Raw genomic sequence first — 24134 nt, 5'->3', positions numbered from 1 at the left:
TCAGTTTTTTTAGTGTTATTTGCAAACCTAATTAGAGAGGTGGCCGAGTGGCTGAAGGCGCACGCTTGGAAAGCGTGTATATGGCAACATATCGAGGGTTCGAATCCCTTTCTCTCTGCTGAATATTTTAAAACCCTTGCAATGTAAGGGTTTTTTAGGTTTTTTATAAAAACCCTGTGTCAAATTTGTGTCAACATTATTTTTTAGAAAAAATTTACTTTTTTTTTAAAAAATAAAAAAAAATGCAAAATGCCGAAAAACATACAAGTAATATATCTACAGTACTATTTGTAGACTATAAACCAGCAGAGCTCAAACTAAATAAAGAGTGGGTGATTGTTTACTACGCTAAAAATCCAGCGACAAATAAACTAGAGCGCATAAGACTTCGAGTTCCTTCTATTGCTTCCAATTCAGAACGATTAAAGCACGCCAAAAGGATTGTTTTAGGCATCAACACAAAACTGGCCAACGGTTGGTCTCCCTTTCTGGAATCAACAGGAAAAAGCTATAAAACATTTGAAGCTTGCGTTGAGGAATTTTTGACAAGTATCAAAAAGCAACTAAAGGATGATATTGTCAGACCAGACACGCTCAGAACCTATAATTCTAATTTGAACTTACTGCAACAATTCATAAAAGAGAAAAACCCAATAGTTTTTGCTCTAGAAGTGAATAAGAAATTTTGCATCAATTACTTAGACTGGATTTACATCGAAAGAGATTCTTCGCCAAGAACACGAAACAATCATTTGGGCTTCTTGCGATTATTTTGCACTTTTCTGATAAATAGAGGAGTTCTTAATGAAAGCCCAGTTGCAGGCATTCAACCTATGAGATTGCCCGTAAAAAAAAGGCAAGTATTCCCAACAGAAATAAAACAAGCAATCTATAATAAACTGATCACCTACGACAGCGGATTCCACACGCTTTGCATGTCGACTTATTTTTGTTTTATTCGAAATACGGAACTTGGAAAGCTAAAAGTATGGATGATAAACTTTAATGATAATTCAATCTTTTTACCAAAAGAGATTTCGAAAAATAAAAAAGACGAAGTCGTAACAATCCCTTCTCAATTTTTATTGCAATTGAAAAATCATATAGGAAATGCCCACCCCACTGATTATGTTTTTTCAAGCGACAATTTTAAACCAGGATCAAAAAAAATGCCGATCAGAAAAATTGCAAGCGCATGGGAAACATTAAGAACTGAATTAAATCTAGAAAGTAAATACCAGTTTTACGGACTCAAAGACACTGGAATTACCGATCTATTAAACAGCGGAGTTGCCGCAATAAAAGTAAGAGACCAGGCGCGACATTATGATATTAAAATTACAGAAATGTACACCCCTAGAAATTCAAGTTGTGATGCAATAATTCAAGGAGCTGATATTAATTTTGGGAAAGAGGAATAAAACAAAAAAACCGCTAGATTAGCGGTTTTTCGTTTATAATAGGCTTTCTGATTTTGCCGTTATTCTCCAGAACATACTGTTCAATCGCTCCTTTTCAATCTCGGTGAAAATGTGATAATTACTATAAGCATAGACAAGAGTTTGAATCGAAATGGCTCTGAACTTCTCGACTGAAATAACAAAGTCCCAATTCCAAGCGATAGAATTGATTCTGAATTTCAGCCAATTCTTAAAATCGGTTTCATAAACATTCTGGATAAGAACATTCTCGTTCCAGTACGACACTGGAGTTCCTCCCGCAGGCATTGGACGCATAAAAACCAATCGCAGCTTTGTCGTTTCATCTTCATAACTCAAAGCGGTGGTGATTCCGTTTCTGGCCACCACAGGAAGCGGCAGCGCATCAATCTTAATGGGACTCACTGAATCTTTCATCGTGTAATTATTGACCTGCACATTGTCTCCTGAAACCAGTATCGAATCATACTTGTAAGTTTCAGATGCTTTTCCATCAGTGAAAGCTAATTCAAACTGTCGGTCATCGTGGTAATTGATTTGCGGTTCTTCGACATCAAACTCTGATAGATTGACAGCCGAATCTCTATTTAACCTGGACTCGATTCTGTTCATATAAATGACATTGTCAACAGGGATGAACTCGTAATTTTTCCAGTTTTTTATGATCATAATTAAATCCCTGAAAGTCATTTCAGGCACCACACGAGTCAAGTCGATTTCCTTTAGGTTCAAAACTGAAATGATCGGACTTCCATCAGCATAGCGATATCGCACTGGAATCAACTTCAAAGATATCGCCTCTGGATAATCAGGCGTGGGAGATGGAGATAAATCCCGTCTTGGTTCTGTTTTGGTGATTTTGATGATATCACCCACAGCAAGCGAAACAGGGATGTCATAAGCGTTTTCTTTGATTTCTTTCCACAAATTTTGCTGACCAGCTCCTTGTCTCCATTGTTCGAAAAAAGCCAATTGGGTGGTAACTCCTGCACTTTTCTTTTCGATTCGTACACTCAAATTTGAACAACGATATCTGTCGTGGCTCCAAGCTGGGTTTTTTCTCGCCGAGTAAACCAGAGAAGTAATGTCTCCAAATAAGATATAATCTCCTTTTCTTTCGACTGTGATTTCTTTCGAAAAAGTAACATACTGAAAGCCGTTGTCCTGATAAGCTAAATTGTCGAACTCATTGTTTTTATAAACAATTGGTGTTTCATTTTTGACCGTGGCATCGTAATATTCTCCATCACGAAATAGCAAAGCTTTGTTGAAATCAGGATCTGTCAAGATATCGCCTTGTAAAGTGAATCCCGCATCGACTATTCCCGCATTGACAACATGCATCAGGTAGGGCAATGGCTGCATAATATTCCTGATGGAATCAATATTAGTTTCCAAGTCCAACACATTTGTCAAGAATTGTCCCGCGACATATTTATTTATTGTTTTTTCGAAACCGTGCCACTCATCGCCACTTGGATCATACTTATCCGTGTGTACCATTGGGAAATTATAGTTGGTTTCTGGGTAGCTTTTTGCAATCACATCATTGGCATCGACAAGGATATCAGCCACCGTTTTTGTCTCCAGCAGCAATTCCGAGAGTTTCTTTTCAAAGCTTGGAAAATTATCTGTTCCCGCATTGATAATGGCATTAATGAAATTCCCTTTTTTACTTAGAAACTGCAATACGGCTGCTTTGATTTCGCCATCTTTATCAAGATAACCGCTAAAAATAGTCTGGTTTTTGTGAGCGTTATAATGCGCTTGAAAACCGCTATTTTTTGACAGATCGGCATCCAAATACAAGTCGAACGGAATGGTAGTTTCTGTAGAGAAATCATCCTTAAACCACTGGTTTAGTTCCGTGAAAGTAACCTGAAGATAGGTAAGGTCTAACCTAAAATTAGCGTGGATAAATACTAGCATGTGCGTTTTCTAAGATGTTAAATTCAATATTGAAATCCTCTTCACTTGACGAAGTGTCCTGAGTGGTTAATTTTGTTGTAGTAGCATCTACTTTAAAATAAGGACCTTCGGGATTGTCAAAGGAACACCATACTTTGGTAGAAGCTACAATTGCCATAACCATCAAATAATCAGCTTTGGCTAATTGCCCGGTATTGATAATGAATGATTGACTAACCTCTGTTTTTACTTTCGAATCAAATGCGTATAAATCCTTAAATTTTCTCGTCGTTACGTGCTTAAAATTCGGGTTCATTCTTCTACGACCTGAGAATTCATACGGCTCCAGCATTTGATTGTCATTTTCGAAAAAGAAATAGGTACTTTCCATTCCGTTTTGAAATACAAGAAAACGCTGTGATCTTGTTTCAAAGCCATTAATGATAATCAAATCTAAACTATCACCCGCTTTCAAATTGTTGACAAAACGGAAATAGGAGAAAATCACCTTGTTTGGGTCGGCTTCTGTTATTTCGAAATCATCAATAACTTTGTTGTTTTGCTTCACGATAATTCTAGGTTTACCAAAATAAACAAAGGAAGTCCCCACAAACGACTGCGGCGTGATTCTGGTCACTTCTTGCTGTGCCGTGGTCAGTAATATCAATTGGCTTTCAGTCGTGAATGGTTTGTTTCCTTTGGCCATTTTAAACATGGGCAATTCACCACTTACCAGTCCAGGAACTGTAGCATTAAATGTTTTTTCTTCGAAAGAAACAGTGATTTCTGCAGGGCGGTATTGTGGCTTGGTGTAATTGGTTTTTAGATTTGGCACAAAATCAGTCAATTCTTGAATTTCTTCAAATAATTCGTGAACGATGCTACCCACATGAAAATCACCTTTTCCTTTGAATAGCGGAAAATTGTACGGCCTTGTATAAATAATAGGCTCATAGGTATTGATTGCAAACACTTTTATTTGGATATTTAAAGCAACAAATGTTCCCGCTGTTGCTGTATCAAAATTCAGGTATTCCAGTTCTTGCGTAAAATACAATTTACCAGGAGAAAAGGGATTCTTGACAAAGCTAAAAACCGCCAAATTTACGGTTACCACAAAAGTTTCAGCACCTACAACCACATTCAAAGCGGTGGTGTAGTTCCCAGCAGCCAAAGCCTCATAATTTACAGGAGTTGCCGTTATTGTGGCATCAGCTGTTCCGCTAGTGGCTGACAGTTCTAGCCACGCTGGCAATACATTAGCAATGCTCCAAGCTTCCTCTGTTTGAATTGAGAATTCTTTGGCGGGAGCATTAGCAACATCAGGAAACACTTGAAATTCTAATAGTAAAGGAGAAACGGTATTATCAGGAATGTCGCTGATATTTGTAATGGTGATGATCGCAAAAGGAAAGGTTTCTGGAAGGGAGAAAACCGCATTTGGAAAATTAGCGGTAATAGTGACAGTTCCTAGCCCACTATTAGCGACACCATCTACATTAGTGATCGTGAATTGCCCTGCACCATTGAAATCTAAGTCAAGAGCTGTTTTATAATTAGCCGAGATTGTTTCAGCATAACCGCCACAGCTTCCTATTTGGTCAAAAGAACCTTCAGACCACACGACACTCATTCCTGATGAAATCTCATATATCACAACCGATGTTTCTGAACACAACTCATAAGTATAAGTGCCATCTAAATTGTCTTCGACAAGCAAAGAAGTCAACGGCGTGCTGGTCAATGTACCACCTATGGGCGTATGTATTGCGCCATGATCAGAAACACCAGCAGCTGTAGCTGAGATTGTCATTGAATATTTATTATCGTCAGCCTGGGCAGGGATTTTAGTTTCGCCTGCGGTGGTTCTATCTGTTTTAAATATTTCGTTTAAACCAAAACCCGAAACGGACTCATCGATTCCTATATAATTGTTTATATCAGGAACAGCAATAAATTCAACGGTTACATAGGAATTTGCCATAATTATAATTTTGCGTTAGTTTCTAGTTTGTTCACTTCTTTGATTTTGTCTCTCATTTTCTTAGCCGTTTTGATATCGTTTACTAAATAAGCCGTAAGTCCATCTTCTTCTAATTTTTCGAGCACTTCAGAGTTTCTATTTAAGGCATTTACAACAGCTATATCCATCTCGTTACTACCGGAGCCTGAGTTGCTACTGGAAGTATTTGTACTAGCAGGATCATCTTGAGAGAGTGGTGATTTGCCCGTTCTTTTGGCTTCGAGATAGCCCATTATCTGAGGAACTACCGGATCATTCGAGAATAATACTTTTTGAGGAACAACATACTCGTTAAAATGCACCGGTCCCGCTTCGCTACGTGGCGCGCCAGTTCCTGTGAATCCACCATCGTAAAAACCGTTCTTATCCGGTAAAGGTTGCGCGAGTGCTAATCCTAATTGCACAGCACCCAGTGCAGCAACTATTCCCGCAAAAGGAATTCCGAAAATCATCCCTCCCTGAGCCAAAGCTTTTGAAACACCAATTGCAGTATTCCCAATAATACTAGCAATACCCATTAATTTTTCACGCTTGGCTTGCTTGTATTCAATCTCGGCTTTTTTCTTAGCCAGTTCCGCTTCCAGTTTTGCTTTTCTGGCTGTGTAAACTTCTTGAGTAATGAATCCTTTTTCTAACTGATCATTAAGGTCAGCTTGTTTTTTGCGATTATTGGCCTCAAACTTTTGCATTGTGCGTTTTTCACCTGCTTCCAAAAACTGGAAATAGGTGCCAAAAGCGTTTTGTAGTGCTAAAACAGCAAATCCAACCGCTGCCAGTTTATCTTCGAATGTATCAAAGGAATCGAAAGTGTCTTGCCACTGCTCAGGAGTGAAACCAAGTATATCTAAACCTGATAATGATTTAATGTCTTTGGAGCTGTCTTCAGAATCAGTTGCACCTTGTACTCCTAACGCTGCTATTTTTGCTGCAGCTTCGTCAAGAAAAGCCAAAATAATTTCTCTTTCTTCAGGAGAGATTAATTCAATACCAAATTCATCTTTCTCTCCAAGAACACGACTCATTTGAGCCACAAGTTCTTCTAAGTGTTTTTGTTGGAGTTCAATTTCCTCTTTCTGGAACTGTTCCTTAATTTTCTTTTTGGCATCAGAAAGACTGTGCACTTTTTTAAGTTCTTCCTCATCTAAGTAATTAGAAAGAATGGCTTTAGCATCAGCTAACGTGGTAATACTGCCTAATTCTAAGTTGTGCTGTGTTTGTAGATTTTGAAGAAGTCGAGCATTTGCTGATTCCTGGTCCTTAATGGATTTTTGCAAGTACTTCTCTTGTAACGCTGCTATTTTAAAACCGCGAGTTTGCTCAGTTGCAATTACCGTATTACTGTATTGTTTTTGCTCTTCAATTTTTGCAGCAATTATTGCCTTTATTAACTGCACATCTGATTTAGAATTCTTAGGGTCTTGAAGATCAGAATTCAGTTTATTAATTTCTTCTTTTAAATGAGAAACCTTTGTTTTTGTATCCTCAATTTTTCGGTCGTACTCTACGTTTAAAAGCGCCAATTCCTTGTCGTAGTTTTCCTTCTGACTCCCTAAAGAAGCATCTTGAAAAGCACGAGAAGTCTGTAGTAATTGTTTTTGAGAATCTTCTAATTGCTTTTTTAAATCTTCTGAATGTTTTTTTGCATCCTCAATTGCCTTTTGTCTATTTTTAGACTCATCATTTGAACTATTACCAGTAGTTTGCGAAGAGCCTTCTACAAGAACTTCACCTAATGGCGTGTTTTTTGTTTTTATCAAAGAAGAAATCCCTTGGTTTTTACCCAGTAACTTGGTTGAGTTTTTATTTATTTCAGCTATTAGTTTTCTGTTTTCTATGATTTGGTTGAAGTTTTCCGTTTTTATAGCTCCAGTTAACCAATGTTTATTACTTGCCAAAATTTTATTTTGCTCAATTAATGCCCTAACTTTATTAGCATTAGTGTTAATTTCTTCATTATTTAACTTTTTGATGATCTCTAATTGACTTTGATTGAGTTTATTCCCTGATCCATAACTTTTGATAATGGAATTCATACCTTCTTTCCTTATTTCAGCAAGCTCCTCTTCTTTTAATTTCTCACTAGATGTAAATATCTTTCTCCAACCTTCAATTGTTTCTGAAAGCTCATTTGTAATTCCTGCTAATAAATTACCTAGTCCATTTCCTTTTTCCGACAAAGAAAGAACAAATGAGCCCCAAGCACTCTCTAATTTATCAAGCGAACCGGTCAAAGTATTCATTCTTATTTTCGCCTGTTCTGCTGCAGTACCGTTTTCATTCATTTTTGAGGTCAACTCCTTGATTCTCTCAGTTGAAGTCAACAAATTAGTTGCCGCTACCGCATTTTCAAGACCAAAGATCTTAATTAAGGCAGCATTGTCATTCAGTATTGGTTTCAACACCTCAAGGCGTTCAGCGAATGGTTTTGATTTGTCTTTTAATTCATCAAAACTAATACCTAAAGCCTTCATTATTTCTTGCGCATCTTTTGGCAATGCATCTGGTGCCGAAAGTTTCAACATTACGTTACGCAATGCCGTTCCCGCTTCAGCTCCCTTCAAGCCTTTTTCAGCAAGTGCTTCTATCAAAGCAGTACTTTCTTGAATATTGACGTTTGTAGTTTTAGCAACTGCACCAAATTTCAATAAAGACTCTGTTAATTGAGGAATTTCTGCCGACCCGTATTTCGCACCATTAGCCAGCGTATCTACAAACATTGCAGCTTGACTTGCATCTGCGCCAAACTGATTCATTGCATCAGTCAATGCTGTTGCAGCTGCAGGCAACTCTAATCCAGAAGCTTGAGAAAGTACTAAGACCGCCTCAGTCATTTGGGTTAACGCATCAATATTTTCTAACAATTCAGGCTTAGCGGACGCAATTAATTTGTAAGCTTCGACAACAGCAACAGCACCACCTTTAGTTTCTTTACCTAAAGTTATTGCCTGATTTTTTAAAAAATCTAAGTCTTTTCCTGTGGCCCCCGTAATAGAGCTTAAATCAGCAACTGATTGACCAAACTCTTGAATTAGTTTTTTTGCGTTTCCAAGAACTCTTGTAAAACCTGCAGCTAAAGCACCCACAGAGAAAGCGGCAAGCATACCAGAAGCAACAGGACCTAAAGCACCTCTTATCCTTTGAAGGACACTTGGCGTTTGTGCTATTTCTGTTCTAAACCGCGCCTGTTCCTGTGTTAGCCTTGAATAGGTACTCCTCAATTCTTGCAACTGCTCATTATAATCATCGGCTCCCGCATTCAAATTACGCATCTGATTTCTAACTCTAGCCATCTCACTTCCTACACCTCTCATCGAATTGACTACTTCACGGTCATTGATATAGATGTTTAACCGCCTATTTATGTTTTCTGCTGCCATTAGAAATTGATTTGTGAAGTGATTAATACCATTCTGTTGTTACCTAATGCCGTGGCGAGATTCTCTAATGCGTTGCTTTGGTTCAATGCTTTCGCAATGTGATTAGTAGCTCTATATGGCTCATTTTTTCGCATAGCACTAACACGACCGCCTTTTCGTTCGTGTGCTTGTACCTGCGAAACCTTACCTTCTAGATGACGTTGAAATGATTTTACAGAAGTTGCTTTTCTTGCTGTAGCTTTTTGAGTACCTGGAAGCGAAGAGCCAAAATGAGTTTGAAAAGAATAGCGCGGGGAATTAAGCACCAATCGATCTAAACGAGCACTCTTGTACCTAGCCAGAACCGTAGATTTCTCTAATGCACCAGTGCGGCGGTTGAATGTGTTTTTTATTTGATTAATTAACGATGCCTTGAGTGCGGCTGCGGCAATCCTTCCAGCTTTTCTTTCCTCGGCTTCAATATTCACATTCTCCATATCCTTGAATTTTGAAGCAATTTCCAAGTTTTTAAGCAGTGAGAAAAGGACATAAAAAAACCACTCGGTTAGGAGTGGTTTTATGAGTTTAGTTTTGTTTATTTTTAAATCAGCCGTCGAAACCTTCTTACTTTAACGTTGTTTTTCAGAAGGTTTCCCTACTTGCCAAATTATAGACTCTAAGTCATTTGCAGGATACTATATATTATTTTTTCGTTTAAAGTACCAGAAATAAACTAGTGGTTTTTCCTCTTTTGGTTCAAAACCCAATTCTCTTAGGGCCTCATAAACAAGATGTTCATCTATTGCATTGTTAGGAATAACATTCATGAACTCATAAGTAAGCGCTTGAGTTGTTTTTTTGAATTCTTTAGACAACGAATCCGCTGGCTCGTAGTTTTCTGAAATGAGTCTTTTAACTTCGTCTTTGTAATTTAAAATAAAGATTTCCATAATAATTGGTGTTAGATCCAGAACAGGGGAGCCCCCTTTACGGCTTGACCAATCATCACGAAGAATGAAGTCGGACGGTTTTTTTTCCCGCTACCCGAAACCTGAGAACTCCCGTGTTAAGAATCTTAACAAGGAGCACTCTTCGCTTTTAAAATGATTGGTCAGGGCAAATATAGGATTTTTATTGGTACTTTTTTCACACAAAAAAATAGCTGTTCTGGTTTATTCATTCAAAAGCTTCTTTTTTTCAGAATCAAACTCTTCTTGAGAAATCGTACCATCTGCAAGTAAATCCTTTAGCTTTTTAAGCTGGTCGTATTTATCCGATTTGGAAACGACTGTTGTTTGTGACGCCGTACATTCTTTTACCTCGCAAGTGGCAATGGCTTCTTCAATTTCTAAGGAATAGTTTGTGATATTCCCGCCACCCACTACAAAAAACACTTTGTCCCCGCCTTTGAAAGTGGCTTTTTTTATCTTTTTTATTTCAACATTCAAACCTCCATAAGCAGATCCAATTTGAGTGGTGCTTCCGGCCATCCAGCCTGCTATTTTTAGATATACAAATGTTCCTTGTAAACCTGAGCCTCTTCCCAGTTGTATGGTATCTCCTTCTTTGTAGGTGACTCCGTTTGAAGCTTTGTATTCAGACACCCGTTGCTGTGCATTGACAAATGAAGAGACGAAAAGCAGTAATAGTGTAATTTTCTTCATGATTTTTTAAATTTAAGTGAGTAGTAAAAGTATACAAAAAAATCCTACACGAATGTAGGATTTGTATTTGGATTTAATTATTTACTGAATTTCGCGAACGTTTTTCAACAATTCGCATAAAGCTAAGTAGGCGGGTGAAAGGGTTTTGGCGGTGTAATTATCCGTTTCATTCTCTGGTGCATTGGCAACAGCCAAAGTAAACATTCTGTGTAAGGCCATTTTTTGGTCACTTAGGCTCAATTCGCATTCCACAATTGGTTGGATTACGCGTTTCAATTCTTCATTCATAATTTTTTAGTGTTAATTGGTCAACCTGTAAAAATAGAAACTACTAACTATTTTTTCTTTACGGGAAACCTCATTTTAACAAAATATATCCCCATCGCTCCATTTTTCAGGTGTTACCACCAGTGGCTCGAGTGTTTTTAAATCAAAGTGGAATTCCATGCCGTAAAAACCATCAGCCCCTTCAGCAATGACTTCATCCCATGTGGCAGTGTTTTTATCGAAGTTGTTGTAGAGCCAGCCAATGCCCGGCATCTTTGATTGTACATTAATCCTGGACAAGACTTCGAGTCCTATTTCCTCCGCATTATTGACGGCGGTTCTTTGCGCTGGGAAATCATCGGCTTTTACACCGGTGTATAAAATAGAGAAAGCCAATGATCTATTGTTGAAAGTGCGCTGTACACCGCCTTCTAATTTCCCGTAATAGTCGTAAAACACTAATAAGGGCGTTTGCAGTCCTTCTACTGATTCAATCTTTGAAGCCAATTCCTCTGCAGATGTGCCGCAATAATCCTTGATATCTACGTGCTTAGTAGCTAATTCTCTGAAATAGTCATCTACTTTCTGGAATGATAATACTCTTGACATGGTTATTTAGTGTTTCGTTGACGTTCTTTTTCTTTTTCTCGCTTGATGCTTTCCTCATATATAGAGAGAAACTTGGGCGCAAATACTTTCTCGACTTGCTGGTGGTTGCCAAAAACTTGCACTTCATCCATCGCAAAGGAATCGATGATTCTAGAGAAGGGTTGGTATGGTTTTGGCTTTTTTGGTGGGGCTTCTTCTTCGCCTTCCACGACTTTCTTTTGAGGGAAAACGTTAGGATGGCGGTTAATGAAGTTTTGGCGACAGCCATAAAAAGCGTGTGCAATCATAAACTTCACCGGCAATGGGATTGCATCTGTAATGCGGGAATTGCTCTCCAGGGTTAAACTAGAAAAAGGAATGCGCTTGTCTTCTAAAGAAGGGCGTACATTCCAATGCGTTGGTCGGTATAAAATAGCAGTCAAGCGGTGCAAATCATTGACATCATTCTCTGTCATCCATTTGTAATAAAAAGTATCAGCGTAGGAGAGTTCTTCAATAGTCGTATTAGCCAATCGTGGCGCAGGACCATAAACCGTTTTACGGAACGGCCAACGCCCAATTTTTATTTGGTTAGGAAAACGGGTGAGTAGTTCTTTCTGGTCAAAGACAAAAGCGGTGTATTGCTCCAGTTCTGAAAATGGCACTTGCGACAACAACACCACCGATTTAATGATGTTTTTGATTGTCGGTTTTGGCACAATTAGAATTGACAAAACCACTTGCCTGAACAACTTGGTTTCTGTTTGCTCATTTCTGGAAGTAAACATAAAACGGCCAATGGCTCTAATTTGCCATTCGGTGAGATCGTTCCAGTGTTGCGCTATTTTAAAATCAATTCTCATCAAAAATATTTTTAGTTTCGTTAGTCAATTGTTTCTCAAGCTTCATGATTTCGGCTTGGGTTTTCCCAAAAGCCAAAAACAAAGAATCATTTACTTCAGCAAGTGATTCTATTTCTGACCAGATGCGAGCCTTTTTTAGTTTGAGTATTCTAAGTTTTTCAGCGATCATACCCACCAGATTTTAGATTTATATTTATTAAAAAGAAAAACCACAATTAAAACAGGAATCAACAACCAAAGCAAATGAACCGGACTCCATGCTTTTTTATCGATAACAATTACTTCGCTGGCTTTTTTAGCAGCGGCTTTGTTGTTTGACTCTGACTCTTCTTTGAGTTCTGATTTATTAGTGGTTTCAGAATCTATGGAAGTATCTGTTTTTCTTTCTTTGTCTTGAGTCGTTTCTTTTATGACTACCTCGGCATTGTGTAAAGTGTGTTTCTTCCCTTCAGGTGTTGTGATCGTGGCTTCTTTGGTTGGGTCGATTGGCCTGTATGAAGTTTCGACAACTTTGCTATTGTCTTTTTCAATCACGGTGGTTTTTTCCTCGACTTTCACGGCCGACTCTTCTTTTTTCTCCAGGATAGCAGCTGTTGTGGTTTCGTTTTTTGTTTCCTCAGTGGATCTCGTTTTCTCTGCTTTTCTAGCACCGCAAGAATTCAAGACAAAAGTTAAAGTAAATACGATGATCCAGAATAAGACGTGGTTGATTTTTTGATTTTTCATTAGGCTTCGTTTTTAGAAATAAACCCATTTGCATTTAAAGCAATAGCCCGCACACTTGATGGCTGCGCTATTTTCCAAGGCGTTCTTCTAATTCCCGCGCATCTTGATTTCTCGATTCTAGTAATGTTTACCATATTAGATTGATTGCCTCCAAGGACATGATAGCAAGTTTCATCTTCACCCACGTAAATTCCCACATGGCCACCGCCGTTTCTCTTAAAGGTTAAAACATCACCTAACATGGCTTTAGACTGCTTGGTGCCAAACTTATTCCAGTTTAACGCCCACAAACTCGCCAATGGTGTAAAGGGAAGTTCTAAGCCTGCTTTATGACACACATAAGCGACAAATAAACCGCACCAGGCAATTTCATCATTCGTGTAGGTTTTGTCGATACCTAATTCTTTAGCCCATCCTAAAATGACTTTTGAATGCACTTTCCCCACAATTTCTTTGGTACCGATCAGTTTTATAGCTTGGACTAAGATTTGTGGTGCTGTTACTTTTTTTAAATAATCGTAGTTCATAATCACTCTATTTTTTTAAAATCTGTTACACTATCTTTTATTTCATTAGCTCTCCCTAATGCTTTTTTTATTAATGACCAAACATCAAGTCCGGTGGCTTTTTCAAAGTTTTCTTTTATCGAAACTCCCTCGATGAATATCAATAGAATTGCACACATCTTAGTAGCGAAAAAAGAAACGGAGAACCATTTTTGGAAAAACTCTGAAAGGATAAAAAAATCAATCACATAAAGACAAATAATACACATTTGATACAATAGCATTTTAGATATTATTTCGCTCAATCTACGACTGGTGACAAATCGCCAACCTTTTACTTTAACCGATCGATATATCCCAAAAAAAGTATCTAAAACAATTGCCGCGCCTACCGCAATCATTAAACCCGCAATAGGAGCAAAAAACAAACAGGTTGCCGTTAAAATGTAGATTAAGTATGTTTTCATGCGTTATTTTTTAAATGTTATTATTAATCGAAGCGAAGCAATGCCCTCCTTTTTTCCAGTTAGAATAGTCGATGGCGTAAAGCAAATAATACCAAAACCAACCCCACTTATTCAATGAATCTTCTAATGCTTTTTTACCAAAAACACTAGACATCGTTTCTTTGTTGTTCCCAAATTCATAGCCGCCCGTACTAAACCAAAAATTCAATCCTGATCTATAATTGTGATTGCCAAAACGATCTCTGTCAATTGCTCCCGACTTGAAATAACCATTTACGGTTTTCCAAAACTGAAACTTTGTAACACTTAAAACTATCGTGGTTAAGAAATTACCAATTTCTAATACCGGCGTTAATATCCATGTGATTATGATTAACAGCAATCCCATTATTCTGTTGGTATTTCAATCACCGTATCAGGTGTCAATTCCCAATCATCAGGAGTAAGGCGGTAAATTGTTCTACCGCTTTGCAGCAAATTAAAAACAGTGTCAAAATATAAAGCCAACTGTATTTTTTTTAATTCTTTTTGTGATTTACTCAAACTAGAAAAATCATTGTTTTGTTCTAAATAAGAATCCATAGCATCAATTTCCTGATTAGTCCAGAAAACTTCTTTTGAATGAACAGGATCAGTTGATGGGTTTGAAATATCCCAATCGATTACTAAAAATCTTGTTCCCTCAGTAGAAGTTTCCAGCGGCCTAACTTCTACTTTTATAATTCCTGTTTTTTCGCTTCTATCGCCATAAGTAATGGCTGTTTTAGTTTGTATCATAATTTCTATTTTTAGTAAACTATTTTTAAATTTCCTGAAGAATCTCTGTATAATGTTCCTACAACTAACCCTGCTGTTACAGCAGCAGCATTATCAGCATAAACTTCTGATGAAAACAAAATAAATCTTCCATTTTCATCAAATTCAGCTCGAACAGTTTCAACTTGCATATCAGTTCCAGAAGTGGTTTTTTGACCTGTAACGATTTGAACTTTAGAAGCTCCTGTTCCTTTACCCGTTCCTGATTTAAGTTTTAAAATTCCACCGTTTAAATCTGGTGTACCAACTGATGAAGCACTTTGTTTATAAAGTTTCATTGGATTTGAATTACTAAGAGCTAAAATAGCTCCATTTAATAAAGCCGTTATCCCGTTTTGGAAATATGGAATAGAGGCTTGATAAACGCTTAGTGTACTTGTACCTGTATCTACTAAATAAGAAGTAGTTGTTGAAAACAAAATAATGTCATCATTAGGTTTAATTACTATTCCAATAAATGTATAAGAACCTACAAGATTTTGATTTACAAAACTACCTACTCCACCTGTTCTTTTCCATAAAGCATTAGCTGTAATAAAAAAAACATCACCTAAAGAATTTGTTGCTATATCTAAAGCTCCTAAAGTTCCTAAATTACTTGTTCCACTAACAGGAGTAGACCCATTTGGACAATACAATACTTCATTTGCAGTATTTCTGAAATAAATATCCCCATTTGGTGATTGACAAGCTCTAGTTATAGAACCAAAAGAATGGCTGCCAATTGAAGCAAAACCACCAGTGCCGCCTGTTCTTTTCCAAACAGTACCATTTGGACTTTGTCTAAACGCATATACATCTCCTGCTAGATTAGAAGCAGAAGTTATTGGATAAATATCTGTACCTGTTATTAGTGAAAAATTCTCACCATTATCTGTACTACAGTAAATTCCTGAATTATATATAGAGGCATATACATTACCATTTATCATAGTACATATATCTACAAGACCATTTGAGCCACTAAAAGTTGTACCTGTTTCTAAAAACTCAGTATTAGGAATATAATTTAAGGCTTTCGCAGCTTCTATTGTTAAACTTTTACCATTTTCAACATTTGTAACGCTTTCTACACCTATACTTTGGTCTGCCTTAGAGCTTAGAGTTATAGATTTAGTCGGATTTAAAACTGTATCTAATCCTAAAAAACTTCCAATTTCTATCAGTTTAGATTTTCCTTGCGTAGTCGCGGTTAAAAATTTAGGCAAATAATTAGCAATACCGCCTGTAGGTATATCCATTTTAGCAGCCACATCAGTAGTATCTGCTAAAGTTCCAGATTTGTTTTGTAACGTGTAAGTCCTTGCAGCTGTATTTGCATTAGTAAAAAATGAAGTAAACGTATTAGCCACGTTTCTAAAACCTAATTTTCCAGATAAAAACGTTTTTACTCCTGAAACCTCTTGATCAGTAGTAGTGGTCATATCACCACCGCCGCCAGAAGCTGGATGCGTATGCGTTGTAATCTCACCAGTTAGTTTAGCTTCAATTTCGGCTTTGGTGATGTCGCTGTTTTTCTGGGCGTTATTGGGTGCCGTTGATGGCGTGAATCCCAAAGCTGCTATAACTCTTGCGTAAGTCAAATCAGCGATAAAGCGTGCTGCTGTGTAATAGAAATTTGTTGAGCCTTCGGGAAGCGCATCGGTATTGGTTGCACCTGAGCCACCTGATCCACTTTGAACCCAGTCTACTAATTCATCATCCCATGAAAAGTTCTTAACTGTTTCCGAGCCCACCTCGTTTACTTGTGCCTCGTCACCCACAGTTGCCATAGGATGCGCGGCTCTCATAGCTGCTTCAGTCAAAAACTTTCCCTTAAATCTATCGTTGTAAGCGGAGGCGTCTAGTTTTAGATCCACATCAGACATCATCGCCATTGTTTGATAGCCACCGCCTGTTTTATTAGGCAGCTGTATCTCATAGGTCTGTGTTAAATAATCCGTAAGGATATTGGTGTATATCGAAACGCCACCTACCCATTTCCAGAAACTAAGCGCAAAACTGTGAATGGAAATTCCATTTTGCCCATCTAGACTTCTAATGCTAATTGGATTTGTCGTTCTTGCGTTTACATCAGTAACATCTTGAAGACTTGGAATTGTACCTGCGTTGTAATTGTTCAAAGCTCCTTGTGATAGCGCGATATTATCTAGTCTAAAACCTGAGCCATTAGAACCCACTGTTACTATTTCGATTCTATTAAATGTCGAGCTTGTAAAAGTAAAATCAGATAAAGGGATAATGATTGTTTGATAAGTATTGATGCTAGTTCTATCAAAATTATACAAGCCGTTGTTGATCGATACGGTAGAGCTAATGAGTGTCGTTCCATTGTAAAAACGAACCGCTATTTTTGTATTGTTAGAAAAAGCGGCTTTCAAGTTTACGTAAAACTTTAGTATCGAAAAGTCTGGTGTTTGATTGGTTACATTATCAGTAAATCTCAAATATTGATTGTTGCTAAAGGCACCACAATCTACATGTTTCGTCCCTTGAAACGGAACAGCAGTAGCATTGAAGTTTACGGTTCCGTTATTAGAAGCGGTGGTCCATTCGGCATTTTCTTTGTACACGTCTTCAACAGCTACTCCTACGGGAACGGTTGCGCCCGCGCCTACAAGTACTGGACTAATAGCTAATTCGGTAGTTGGATCTATGGAAGGAATTTCAGGGTTTTCACTTGGTGTACCTACGCCAATAGTTATTCCTGTAGCATCGGCCTTGATTAAATCAAAACGAGGATTAGTTGGATCAGAAGCCGCAAGTGTACGCTCGGCATATCCTCCTGGATATAGCACGTTGTTGATATAATAATCTGTAAAATACACATCATAAGTCAATCCTGTTCCTGACCATATTGCATAGGACTTGCCTACAAATCTGTTTTGGAAAATTTGAGTGTCTTCTAGTTGTTTGATTCTGTTGTCAATTAATCCTGCATCGCCGGTGTAGGTGCCTTTGTCGAGTTTGCCGCTAAAATCAGTATTCCTTATTTCTTCCAAAGCATCTTGAGCCGCAGCTGCAGCATCTTTGGCCGCCTGCGCTGAGTTCTCATCAACTGTGATAATTACGTTAGGAACATCCTCTGAATCTACATTTATGTTTATTTCGCTCATCGTGTTCCAGTGTTTTTTATTGTGATTTTTCCTTCTAGGTGATAGACGTTAGATGTTGGCGTAGCCGTCAGCACATCATAGTAGTAGCTTTCGCAAGTCAACAGTTTCGTTTGTGCCGCAGTCATGGAAACCTTCAACACATTAGAATCTACGCCTGATATCACAAGACCGGAACCAATAGACAATTCGAAAATGGCAGGAGCCGACTTGCTGTGTTTTACTTGTAGTTTTATTGCGGAGTACTGGGTTAGATCTAGCGGAGTAGCATCAGTATTGAAAGTCAAATCAACATTGTGATTCTCGTTTTGTCTCACAATGAAATCATACTTGCCAATTGTATTTTTTGTAGAAGCGTATGAGCTTAACTCAGGCGTAACTGATATAGGTCGAAACAAAACTGAATCAGCCACTTCACGACTCATGCAAGACAAAGTACCTGCCTCGGCTAGTTGCTTTATAAACTGACGCTCCAATTCATTTTCTCCAATGAGTTTGATGTCGTCGATGCCATTGGCTGTGGGTACTTTTACTACTTGCATTTTGTTTTGTTTTTATCAAAAATAGGGTGATGATCACTTTTTAAAAAGGACATGATTTACAGGAATAATCCTGATGGTTTCCTGATTATTTTATCAGTAATTCCTTTTTCGGCTTTGTCCTGGTATGCAGGAAACATCAAAGGATAAGTGATAATTAATTTCTTTAGCGATTTTAAATATTCTTCGCCAGCGAGTTGACGGTCTTTTTTTAAATCATTGCGGTCTTCCTTTGAAAGCTCTGATTGTTTTTCCCAAGGCAACTGATCAGATGCCACGGTAAAAGAACTATCGGTAAAAGTGAATGTTCCAGTGATGGCAGCTTTGGCAACGGCGAAAGCGACAACTGCTTTTCTAGCAATTTCCTGAGCTTGATTTACGATTGTGATTTCTGACTTTGATTTGATCAAAGAAAGTGTGTCATCGCCTAGCATTGCTTTCAAATACTGATCTTCGACTTCGCGCATGTAAGGTTTTAAAGCAAGAAACGTTTGGCGGTTTTTTTGTATCGAAAAGTGATCATTGAATTGTGCAGTATGTTGCACAACTAGATCTTTGAAAACGGTGTAGTATTTTGAAGACTGCCATTCTGAAAAGTCAGTCACGTTTTCCTCCATGATCTGAAACGCATCATCTAGAGCCTCGTTGTAGGTTTTCAAAAGGGAACGGTTCAGGTCACGCTTGTCTTTCCAGTCGGCATTATCTGAATTGGTGGTTGTAGAAGTTTTGGTACCACCATTGGTAATTAAAATATTGATCGTTGGCATTGCCAGGAACAAAGCATAATTGGCCACAGCTTCTTCCAGCAGTTCTTTCACCTGGTCAATAGGAGCGGAGCTTTCAGGAACTAAAGCGTGAATGACAATAGAGTCGTACTGATCCTGCCCAATTAAGTCCAGAATGATTTTTCGCTCGACTCTTTTGGCGAAAGGCAGAACCTTTGCAAAGTCGAAAGTTGCTGATACGATGATGTGACGTTTTAGGTCAGCGATAGTGTTTATTAGTCTGGACATGTTATCCGTTCATTATTTCGACTTGACCGTTTGGGTTTTTGTCTAAGGTTGTTAAATTGACATTTGGAAATCCCGCTTCCAGATCTTCATCCCATCCATTGAAGTCGCGCCACAGTTCCCAGTCTTCGAGTGTGGTGTTTCTTCGTGGTACCAGACTTGCAGAAAGTACGGTGTACGCTTCTCGAATATTAGAACCGGAGCCACCAAGATTAGAACTGCCCGGAGTTCCTGCGCCAATGATCGCAGGATTCACTCCAATGGCAAAAAGTATTTCGGAGTTAGCAGCAGAAGCATCGGGTAAGTAAGAGCCGTCTTTTAGTTTGTTGTCGACTGGTTCGATTTCTATTCCTTTTGCAAACTTGCCTCCTTCTTCAAAAATTGGAGAAATAAGAGAACGCCCACTTGCTTTATTTCCTGACATGTGTTCGTCAATAGCCGTGGCTAAATCTTCACGCATTTTTTGGCGTTTGTCAGCATCGAAGTCATCCCACTCTTCTTTATAGAAAGACTCGAAATACAAGTCAGAAACATAAACTACATATTTGAAATGCATTTGATTTTCGAACAACGCCTGTTTTAGTTCTGGCACCGAGTTCGCCACGTCCATCCAACCGCTTCTATCTACAGCGTGCCAGTCAGCTTTTGGATAATAATTTTCGTCTACCAAAGGATAATAGGTGGCGGTGATGAAATTGTATATTTTCTTTGCTTTGCAATACTCTTTGATTTCCAAAGCGGTCATATCACCATCCATGAAAGGAATAGGAATGGAGAATTCTTTTTTGGCGTTAGACCAATCCGTATTTATAAAAACGAATGGGATTCTTCCAGAGTCGTCCATTTTAGCAAAGCGACAGTGTGCGGCTTTTTGTCTTTTGACACGAACAATCTCTTCCTGATTTGCAGAAAGAATGTGTTCCGTGAATGCGATTTGGAAAAGGGATTGATCGGTGATTTTTTCAAACCAAAATTTGTTCAGCTTGTTATTGCGAACAAATAATTTGATCTCTGGATATTTTGACAAGACCTGATTACGGATGATAATTTCACCAGTAGCGGGATCTTCTTCTTCTTTGTATAATTTAAAGCCATTCCCGTGGTGCGTGGATTTCAAAATACTGATTCCACCCACGGCGGCACCGTTTTTTAGAAACTTTTTATTGTAGAAATTTTGCGGGTACAAGTTGTCAGAACCCCACTGTACTATTTCGCCAGTGATTTCCTGATTAGCAGGATCTATTTGAATTTTCAAAGGAGCAGGAACAACAGACTTTCCAAGTCCAGTAACTGCAACAGTTGATTTCCCTACGTGGATATTTTTGAAATGTCTACTCATAATTAATAAATAACTTCTAGGTTATTGAATTTCGTGATAAACAAAATATTTATTTTCTTGATTTGCCCTCCCGGCAATTCTATGTTTCGTGTTCTATTGTCAAAGTGATTTGGGTTTTTCCTGACTCGCTGTTGTCTATAAAAATATTCAGCATCGATAAACGGCTTTCCTTTCAGTTTTTTACCAATACATAATTTTGCGCCTTCATATCTTTTCAGGACCCCGCCCATTTTATTATTACGGTTGTAAGTCCTGAACTCGATATCGAATGGAAGCGCATCGCCTTTCGTATCGGTTTTTTTTATTATTTCTAAAACTTGTCTCAAAAAGATGCGCTTAACCATGATTCAAAATTCGGTTTATATCTTATTTTTAAAAAGGACACACTTTTTATGTATCATTTTGTGCCCTCTGTATCATAAAAAAAAAGTTAATCACTTGTTTTTCAAGTTTTTAAAATTTAAAAATCAATTTACATTCTCTTTTTGTCTCGGGACTGAGCGGCCTGCCCCTAATCTGTTTCTACACTTGCCGTTTTAAAAAAAAGCGATATATGAGGGGTCCTTCGGTTTGATCCGATCGAACCCCTATAAATTATTTCATCGTATGTCCTTTGAACAACGGCACGAAGCCTCGGTCATCGTTTTGTTTGATCAGCCTGAACACTTGCTTACTGAATCTCCAGAAGAGTGGGATGTCAAACGTATCACTGAAGTGAGTGGCATGTTCTTGAGGAGTAGTCTTTGACTTCTCGCTTCGTTTATCCTTGACGATTGTGTTGGGTTTGTTTCCTGGTAAAGCAGGAGCGTTTTCTAATGAGATGATAAGGTCATCACAATTGTTCTCATTGATTTCAATAGCGGGTAATCCTTGAGTCCCTCCATGCTTCAACAAGTAATTGATAACGAGAAACTTCTCGTTGTGCGGTGGATTCTCTGAACCTTTACGCACCTTAGTGATGACCTTCCATCCGTGACGCTTGAAACAATTGACGGCCTGTTCAGCAAACGTCACACGAGTATTGATGGTTTTATTGTTACCATTACGGTCATAGTAGAACTCAATCACATTGTTATGCGACTTCTTATCCTCATAGTAAGGCGCAAACTTCTCATCAATAAGGTCATCGATAATCTTTGGTGATGATAAGTGGAAGGTCTTAAGGTTCCGGTAGCGTTCGCCCTGGTCCTGTGATACGGTCATGGTCATGATATTACCCCAGTCAATGGTTACAATGAGTGGCTTAGACTTCATGTAGTCCGTGTCCTGCTTGCAGTTGAAGTCCTTAGCCTTAGCATTCACGCCTATGCGCTGCAGGTAGTCATTGTCATAAGCATAGCGATAGTAATGTTTCTTTGGATCCAATGCCGGGTAGAATCCATTGGTGGTTTTCTTTGGCCTAATGTTTCGTATCTCAGCATCATAATGCATCTCCGATGGTGCATTGTCACGCATACGATCAAACCAGTCTTGAGATAAGTTGTGTTTATTGACTGCAGCAGGAGCTTTGACGAACAACACCTTCCACGGTTCTTTCTTGGCTAACGCATCCAAATCAGTAAACCATTGCCCTTTTTGGGTCATGGCTACAGATGAAGCGTATATCTCAGCATTACAAAGCGGTTGATCTTCATACAGACCACCACAGGTAGAACGGTTTGTCGTTTGAACGTTATTAAACAATCGCTCCTGGTCTAATAGAGCAGCTTCATCACCAATCACAATCGAACAGTTGATACCACGACCAGAGTTAGCCTGATCATTACTAACCATAATCCAGATAAAACCATTCGAAAAGTGAATAGTATTATCCCATTTATCAGGCGATTGAAACGGCATATCAAAGCCGAGAGACTTCCCGCATTTACCCACCAGATAATCAATGCCTTCATAAATACCAAACATCTCAAGACCCGCCTTTGTGGATGGCAGTGTCCTGGATAACATTTGTTGGTAGGTTTCACCCACAAGAACACCAGTGGCACGAGGCATTTGTTTGACCGCTTCTTTGACAAACCAACCCAGTATTGTAGATTTTCCCGCACCACGAGCCCACTCTAAAACAATGGTTTTTATCCAAACCCAAAGCAATTTTTTAGCATTCCAAACCTTTTTACTTGTTTTATGAATGGTGGTTATTTGGGCAATATTCAGCTCTATTTCGTTATTCTTCATCGTCATCCTCTTTTACCTCCTGAAAATCCACATCTTCAGTATCAAGATTATTGAAGTCAATAGAACCACCATCCTCGTTTGCTTCGATGGTTTTCAAAACAGATGGATGCACTTTCAATACATAAGTTTGAGCTTTCAGTTTCTCTGGATCAAAGTTTTGAAGCGTGTCTTTATCAAAACCACCTAATTTAATACGCAAAGCAGCGGCCTTCAAATAAGCAGCTTCGTCTTTATTCTTGATAGATCGTTGTTGGGAACGAATCAATTCTTCGCCTAAAAGATACTTCTCTGCTTCTTTTTGATTGGCCACAGGATTGCCAAAAACCGACATCGCATCACTCACATAACGATAGGATTGCGCTCTAGAACAGCCATATTCGTTCATAATGACAGCCATCGCCTGTTCTTTCGAAAGATAATTAATCATCAAGTTCCACGCTTTCAGGACCCGAATGCGTATTTCATCTTGTTTATCAGAAAGCTTAACGCTATCCTCACCCTTGAGATAATACTTTCGTATCTTATCCAGGGTACTTACTTTTTTGCGTAGAATAACGGCGTTAGAACTCATAATTATTGAATTTTAACGCAATTTCAGCAAACGGCAAGTGTAAGAAAAGGACAAACAAAAAACCCGCTAGGAGTAGCGGGTTTAGCAATATTGATTTTTAATTTTTAGGTAATTTATCAGGTCTTCTACCCAACTTATCCATTGCGTTTTCAAAAGCTAAATTCAAATCGGATGTTCCTTCCTTGTCTTCAAAAAAGAAGTTAACCTGAACAGCTTTTGCAATTTCAAGAAACACATCTAATCCGGGCTTATATTTTGCAGAAAAGAAACGGGTAATACTGCTACGATGATAGCCTGTTATTTCGGCAATATCATCATGCGTGATATTCTTTTGCTGACGAATATCATCCAAAAGATAAACGAGCAATATCCATTGCTCGTTTTGGTTTATAGGGCTTACATTACTCATTATCTTCTTCTTGTATTAATTCAATTATTAAATCTTTATTTTCATCTAAAAGCATCAAAGCAGTTGATTTTATCCAGTTTTCAAAATTTCTGGTACCCATTTCTAAATCTTGGTAAGCATCAAAAGCAGGAGCCGAATTTGTGTGTAATTTCAAATTCATTGAAATATTATTGATTTCAACTCTTAAAAAATAGTTATAAGATCCGTAACCTGAACATCTTTCCATTCCACAAGAATCTAAATAAATTTGATTTACTCCTTCTGCAAGATTTTTAATAACGTTGTTTTGAAAGTTAGCCGATTTTGCTACTGGTAATCCGTTTAAAAAGTCGATTGTAGTTTTCATAATATTTTA

Annotated in this window: 25 protein-coding genes and 1 tRNA gene; 2 read left to right on the top strand and 24 right to left on the bottom strand. The window is 38.2% G+C overall.

The features are described from left to right. Positions 1-33 precede the first annotated feature (33 nt). Both H8R22_RS01470 and H8R22_RS01465 read left to right on the top strand, forming a co-directional pair. A tRNA-Ser gene (locus tag H8R22_RS01470) sits at positions 34-118 on the top strand. Between the two features lie 124 nt (positions 119-242). Continuing rightward, the gene (locus H8R22_RS01465) at positions 243-1421 is read left to right on the top strand and encodes a tyrosine-type recombinase/integrase (protein WP_187009291.1); all 1179 of its coding nucleotides are present in this window, start codon (positions 243-245) and stop codon (positions 1419-1421) included. Between the two features lie 33 nt (positions 1422-1454). On the opposite strand, the gene H8R22_RS01460 is transcribed toward H8R22_RS01465, so the two are convergent. From H8R22_RS01460 to H8R22_RS01345, 24 genes are all read right to left on the bottom strand, one after another. After that, the gene (locus H8R22_RS01460) at positions 1455-3368 is read right to left on the bottom strand and encodes a hypothetical protein (RefSeq protein WP_187009292.1); all 1914 of its coding nucleotides are present in this window, start codon (positions 3366-3368) and stop codon (positions 1455-1457) included. Next, positions 3346-5331: a hypothetical protein gene (locus H8R22_RS01455; protein ID WP_187009293.1), complete on the bottom strand. Its 1986-nt coding sequence runs from the start codon at positions 5329-5331 to the stop codon at positions 3346-3348. The genes H8R22_RS01460 and H8R22_RS01455 overlap by 23 nt, the downstream gene beginning before the upstream one ends. Before the next feature lie 2 nt (positions 5332-5333). Then, positions 5334-8747 carry a phage tail tape measure protein gene (locus H8R22_RS01450; RefSeq protein ID WP_187009294.1) on the bottom strand — a complete coding sequence of 1138 codons (3414 nt, stop codon included), beginning with the start codon at positions 8745-8747 and terminating at the stop codon, positions 5334-5336. After that, on the bottom strand, positions 8747-9250 hold the full coding sequence (locus H8R22_RS01445) for a hypothetical protein (RefSeq protein WP_187009295.1): 504 nt from the start codon (positions 9248-9250) through the stop codon (positions 8747-8749). Before H8R22_RS01445 ends, H8R22_RS01450 begins: the two co-directional genes overlap by 1 nt. Positions 9251-9421: 171 nt before the next feature. Then, the gene (locus H8R22_RS01440; RefSeq protein ID WP_187009296.1) at positions 9422-9676 is read right to left on the bottom strand and encodes a hypothetical protein; all 255 of its coding nucleotides are present in this window, start codon (positions 9674-9676) and stop codon (positions 9422-9424) included. A gap of 222 nt (positions 9677-9898) precedes the next feature. Continuing rightward, positions 9899-10390, bottom strand: coding sequence for an SHOCT domain-containing protein (locus H8R22_RS01435; protein WP_187009297.1), 492 nt, complete (start codon positions 10388-10390; stop codon positions 9899-9901). An 81-nt stretch (positions 10391-10471) separates the two neighbouring features. Beyond that, positions 10472-10609 (bottom strand): hypothetical protein, encoded by a 138-nt coding sequence (locus tag H8R22_RS01430; RefSeq protein WP_187009298.1) that lies wholly within the window; start codon positions 10607-10609, stop codon positions 10472-10474. Between the two features lie 144 nt (positions 10610-10753). Then, the gene (locus H8R22_RS01425) at positions 10754-11266 is read right to left on the bottom strand and encodes a hypothetical protein (RefSeq protein ID WP_187009299.1); all 513 of its coding nucleotides are present in this window, start codon (positions 11264-11266) and stop codon (positions 10754-10756) included. Positions 11267-11268: 2 nt separating this feature from the next. After that, complete coding sequence (locus tag H8R22_RS01420; protein ID WP_187009300.1) at positions 11269-12108, bottom strand: hypothetical protein; 840 nt, start codon at positions 12106-12108, stop codon at positions 11269-11271. After that, the gene (locus H8R22_RS01415) at positions 12098-12277 is read right to left on the bottom strand and encodes a hypothetical protein (RefSeq protein ID WP_187009301.1); all 180 of its coding nucleotides are present in this window, start codon (positions 12275-12277) and stop codon (positions 12098-12100) included. Before H8R22_RS01415 ends, H8R22_RS01420 begins: the two co-directional genes overlap by 11 nt. Further along, positions 12274-12834, bottom strand: coding sequence for a hypothetical protein (locus H8R22_RS01410; RefSeq protein ID WP_187009302.1), 561 nt, complete (start codon positions 12832-12834; stop codon positions 12274-12276). The genes H8R22_RS01415 and H8R22_RS01410 overlap by 4 nt, the downstream gene beginning before the upstream one ends. Then, positions 12834-13361 (bottom strand): TIGR02594 family protein, encoded by a 528-nt coding sequence (locus H8R22_RS01405; protein ID WP_187009303.1) that lies wholly within the window; start codon positions 13359-13361, stop codon positions 12834-12836. The genes H8R22_RS01410 and H8R22_RS01405 overlap by 1 nt, the downstream gene beginning before the upstream one ends. Positions 13362-13363: 2 nt before the next feature. Beyond that, on the bottom strand, positions 13364-13807 hold the full coding sequence (locus tag H8R22_RS01400; RefSeq protein ID WP_187009304.1) for a phage holin family protein: 444 nt from the start codon (positions 13805-13807) through the stop codon (positions 13364-13366). A gap of 10 nt (positions 13808-13817) precedes the next feature. Beyond that, positions 13818-14195, bottom strand: coding sequence for a hypothetical protein (locus tag H8R22_RS01395; protein WP_187009305.1), 378 nt, complete (start codon positions 14193-14195; stop codon positions 13818-13820). Continuing rightward, positions 14195-14584 (bottom strand): hypothetical protein, encoded by a 390-nt coding sequence (locus H8R22_RS01390; RefSeq protein ID WP_187009306.1) that lies wholly within the window; start codon positions 14582-14584, stop codon positions 14195-14197. The genes H8R22_RS01395 and H8R22_RS01390 overlap by 1 nt, the downstream gene beginning before the upstream one ends. 11 nt (positions 14585-14595) lie before the next feature. Next, positions 14596-17739, bottom strand: a complete 3144-nt coding sequence (locus H8R22_RS01385) for a hypothetical protein (RefSeq protein WP_187009618.1) — start codon at positions 17737-17739, stop codon at positions 14596-14598. Then, positions 17736-18278: a hypothetical protein gene (locus H8R22_RS01380; protein WP_187009307.1), complete on the bottom strand. Its 543-nt coding sequence runs from the start codon at positions 18276-18278 to the stop codon at positions 17736-17738. Before H8R22_RS01380 ends, H8R22_RS01385 begins: the two co-directional genes overlap by 4 nt. A 56-nt stretch (positions 18279-18334) precedes the next feature. Continuing rightward, positions 18335-19288 carry a DUF6712 family protein gene (locus H8R22_RS01375; RefSeq protein ID WP_187009308.1) on the bottom strand — a complete coding sequence of 318 codons (954 nt, stop codon included), beginning with the start codon at positions 19286-19288 and terminating at the stop codon, positions 18335-18337. A gap of 1 nt (position 19289) precedes the next feature. Then, a complete protein-coding gene (locus tag H8R22_RS01370; protein ID WP_187009309.1) occupies positions 19290-20624 on the bottom strand; it encodes a hypothetical protein in 1335 nt (444 codons plus the stop codon). Positions 20625-20626: 2 nt separating this feature from the next. Then, positions 20627-20968 (bottom strand): hypothetical protein, encoded by a 342-nt coding sequence (locus H8R22_RS01365; RefSeq protein ID WP_225875986.1) that lies wholly within the window; start codon positions 20966-20968, stop codon positions 20627-20629. Positions 20969-21218: 250 nt separating this feature from the next. Further along, on the bottom strand, positions 21219-22799 hold the full coding sequence (locus tag H8R22_RS01360; RefSeq protein WP_187009310.1) for a hypothetical protein: 1581 nt from the start codon (positions 22797-22799) through the stop codon (positions 21219-21221). Then, positions 22789-23370, bottom strand: a complete 582-nt coding sequence (locus H8R22_RS01355) for a hypothetical protein (protein WP_187009311.1) — start codon at positions 23368-23370, stop codon at positions 22789-22791. Before H8R22_RS01355 ends, H8R22_RS01360 begins: the two co-directional genes overlap by 11 nt. Before the next feature lie 97 nt (positions 23371-23467). Further along, the gene (locus tag H8R22_RS01350; RefSeq protein WP_187009312.1) at positions 23468-23779 is read right to left on the bottom strand and encodes a helix-turn-helix domain-containing protein; all 312 of its coding nucleotides are present in this window, start codon (positions 23777-23779) and stop codon (positions 23468-23470) included. Continuing rightward, positions 23772-24125 (bottom strand): hypothetical protein, encoded by a 354-nt coding sequence (locus H8R22_RS01345; RefSeq protein ID WP_187009313.1) that lies wholly within the window; start codon positions 24123-24125, stop codon positions 23772-23774. The genes H8R22_RS01350 and H8R22_RS01345 overlap by 8 nt, the downstream gene beginning before the upstream one ends. Between the last annotated feature and the right edge of the window lie 9 nt (positions 24126-24134).

Source organism: Flavobacterium kayseriense, from assembly GCF_014305095.1.
In the GTDB taxonomy this organism is placed as follows: Bacteria; Bacteroidota; Bacteroidia; order Flavobacteriales; family Flavobacteriaceae; genus Flavobacterium; species Flavobacterium kayseriense.
Note: the sequence above shows the minus strand (reverse complement) of the source record. Positions and strands in the feature narration are given on the sequence as shown.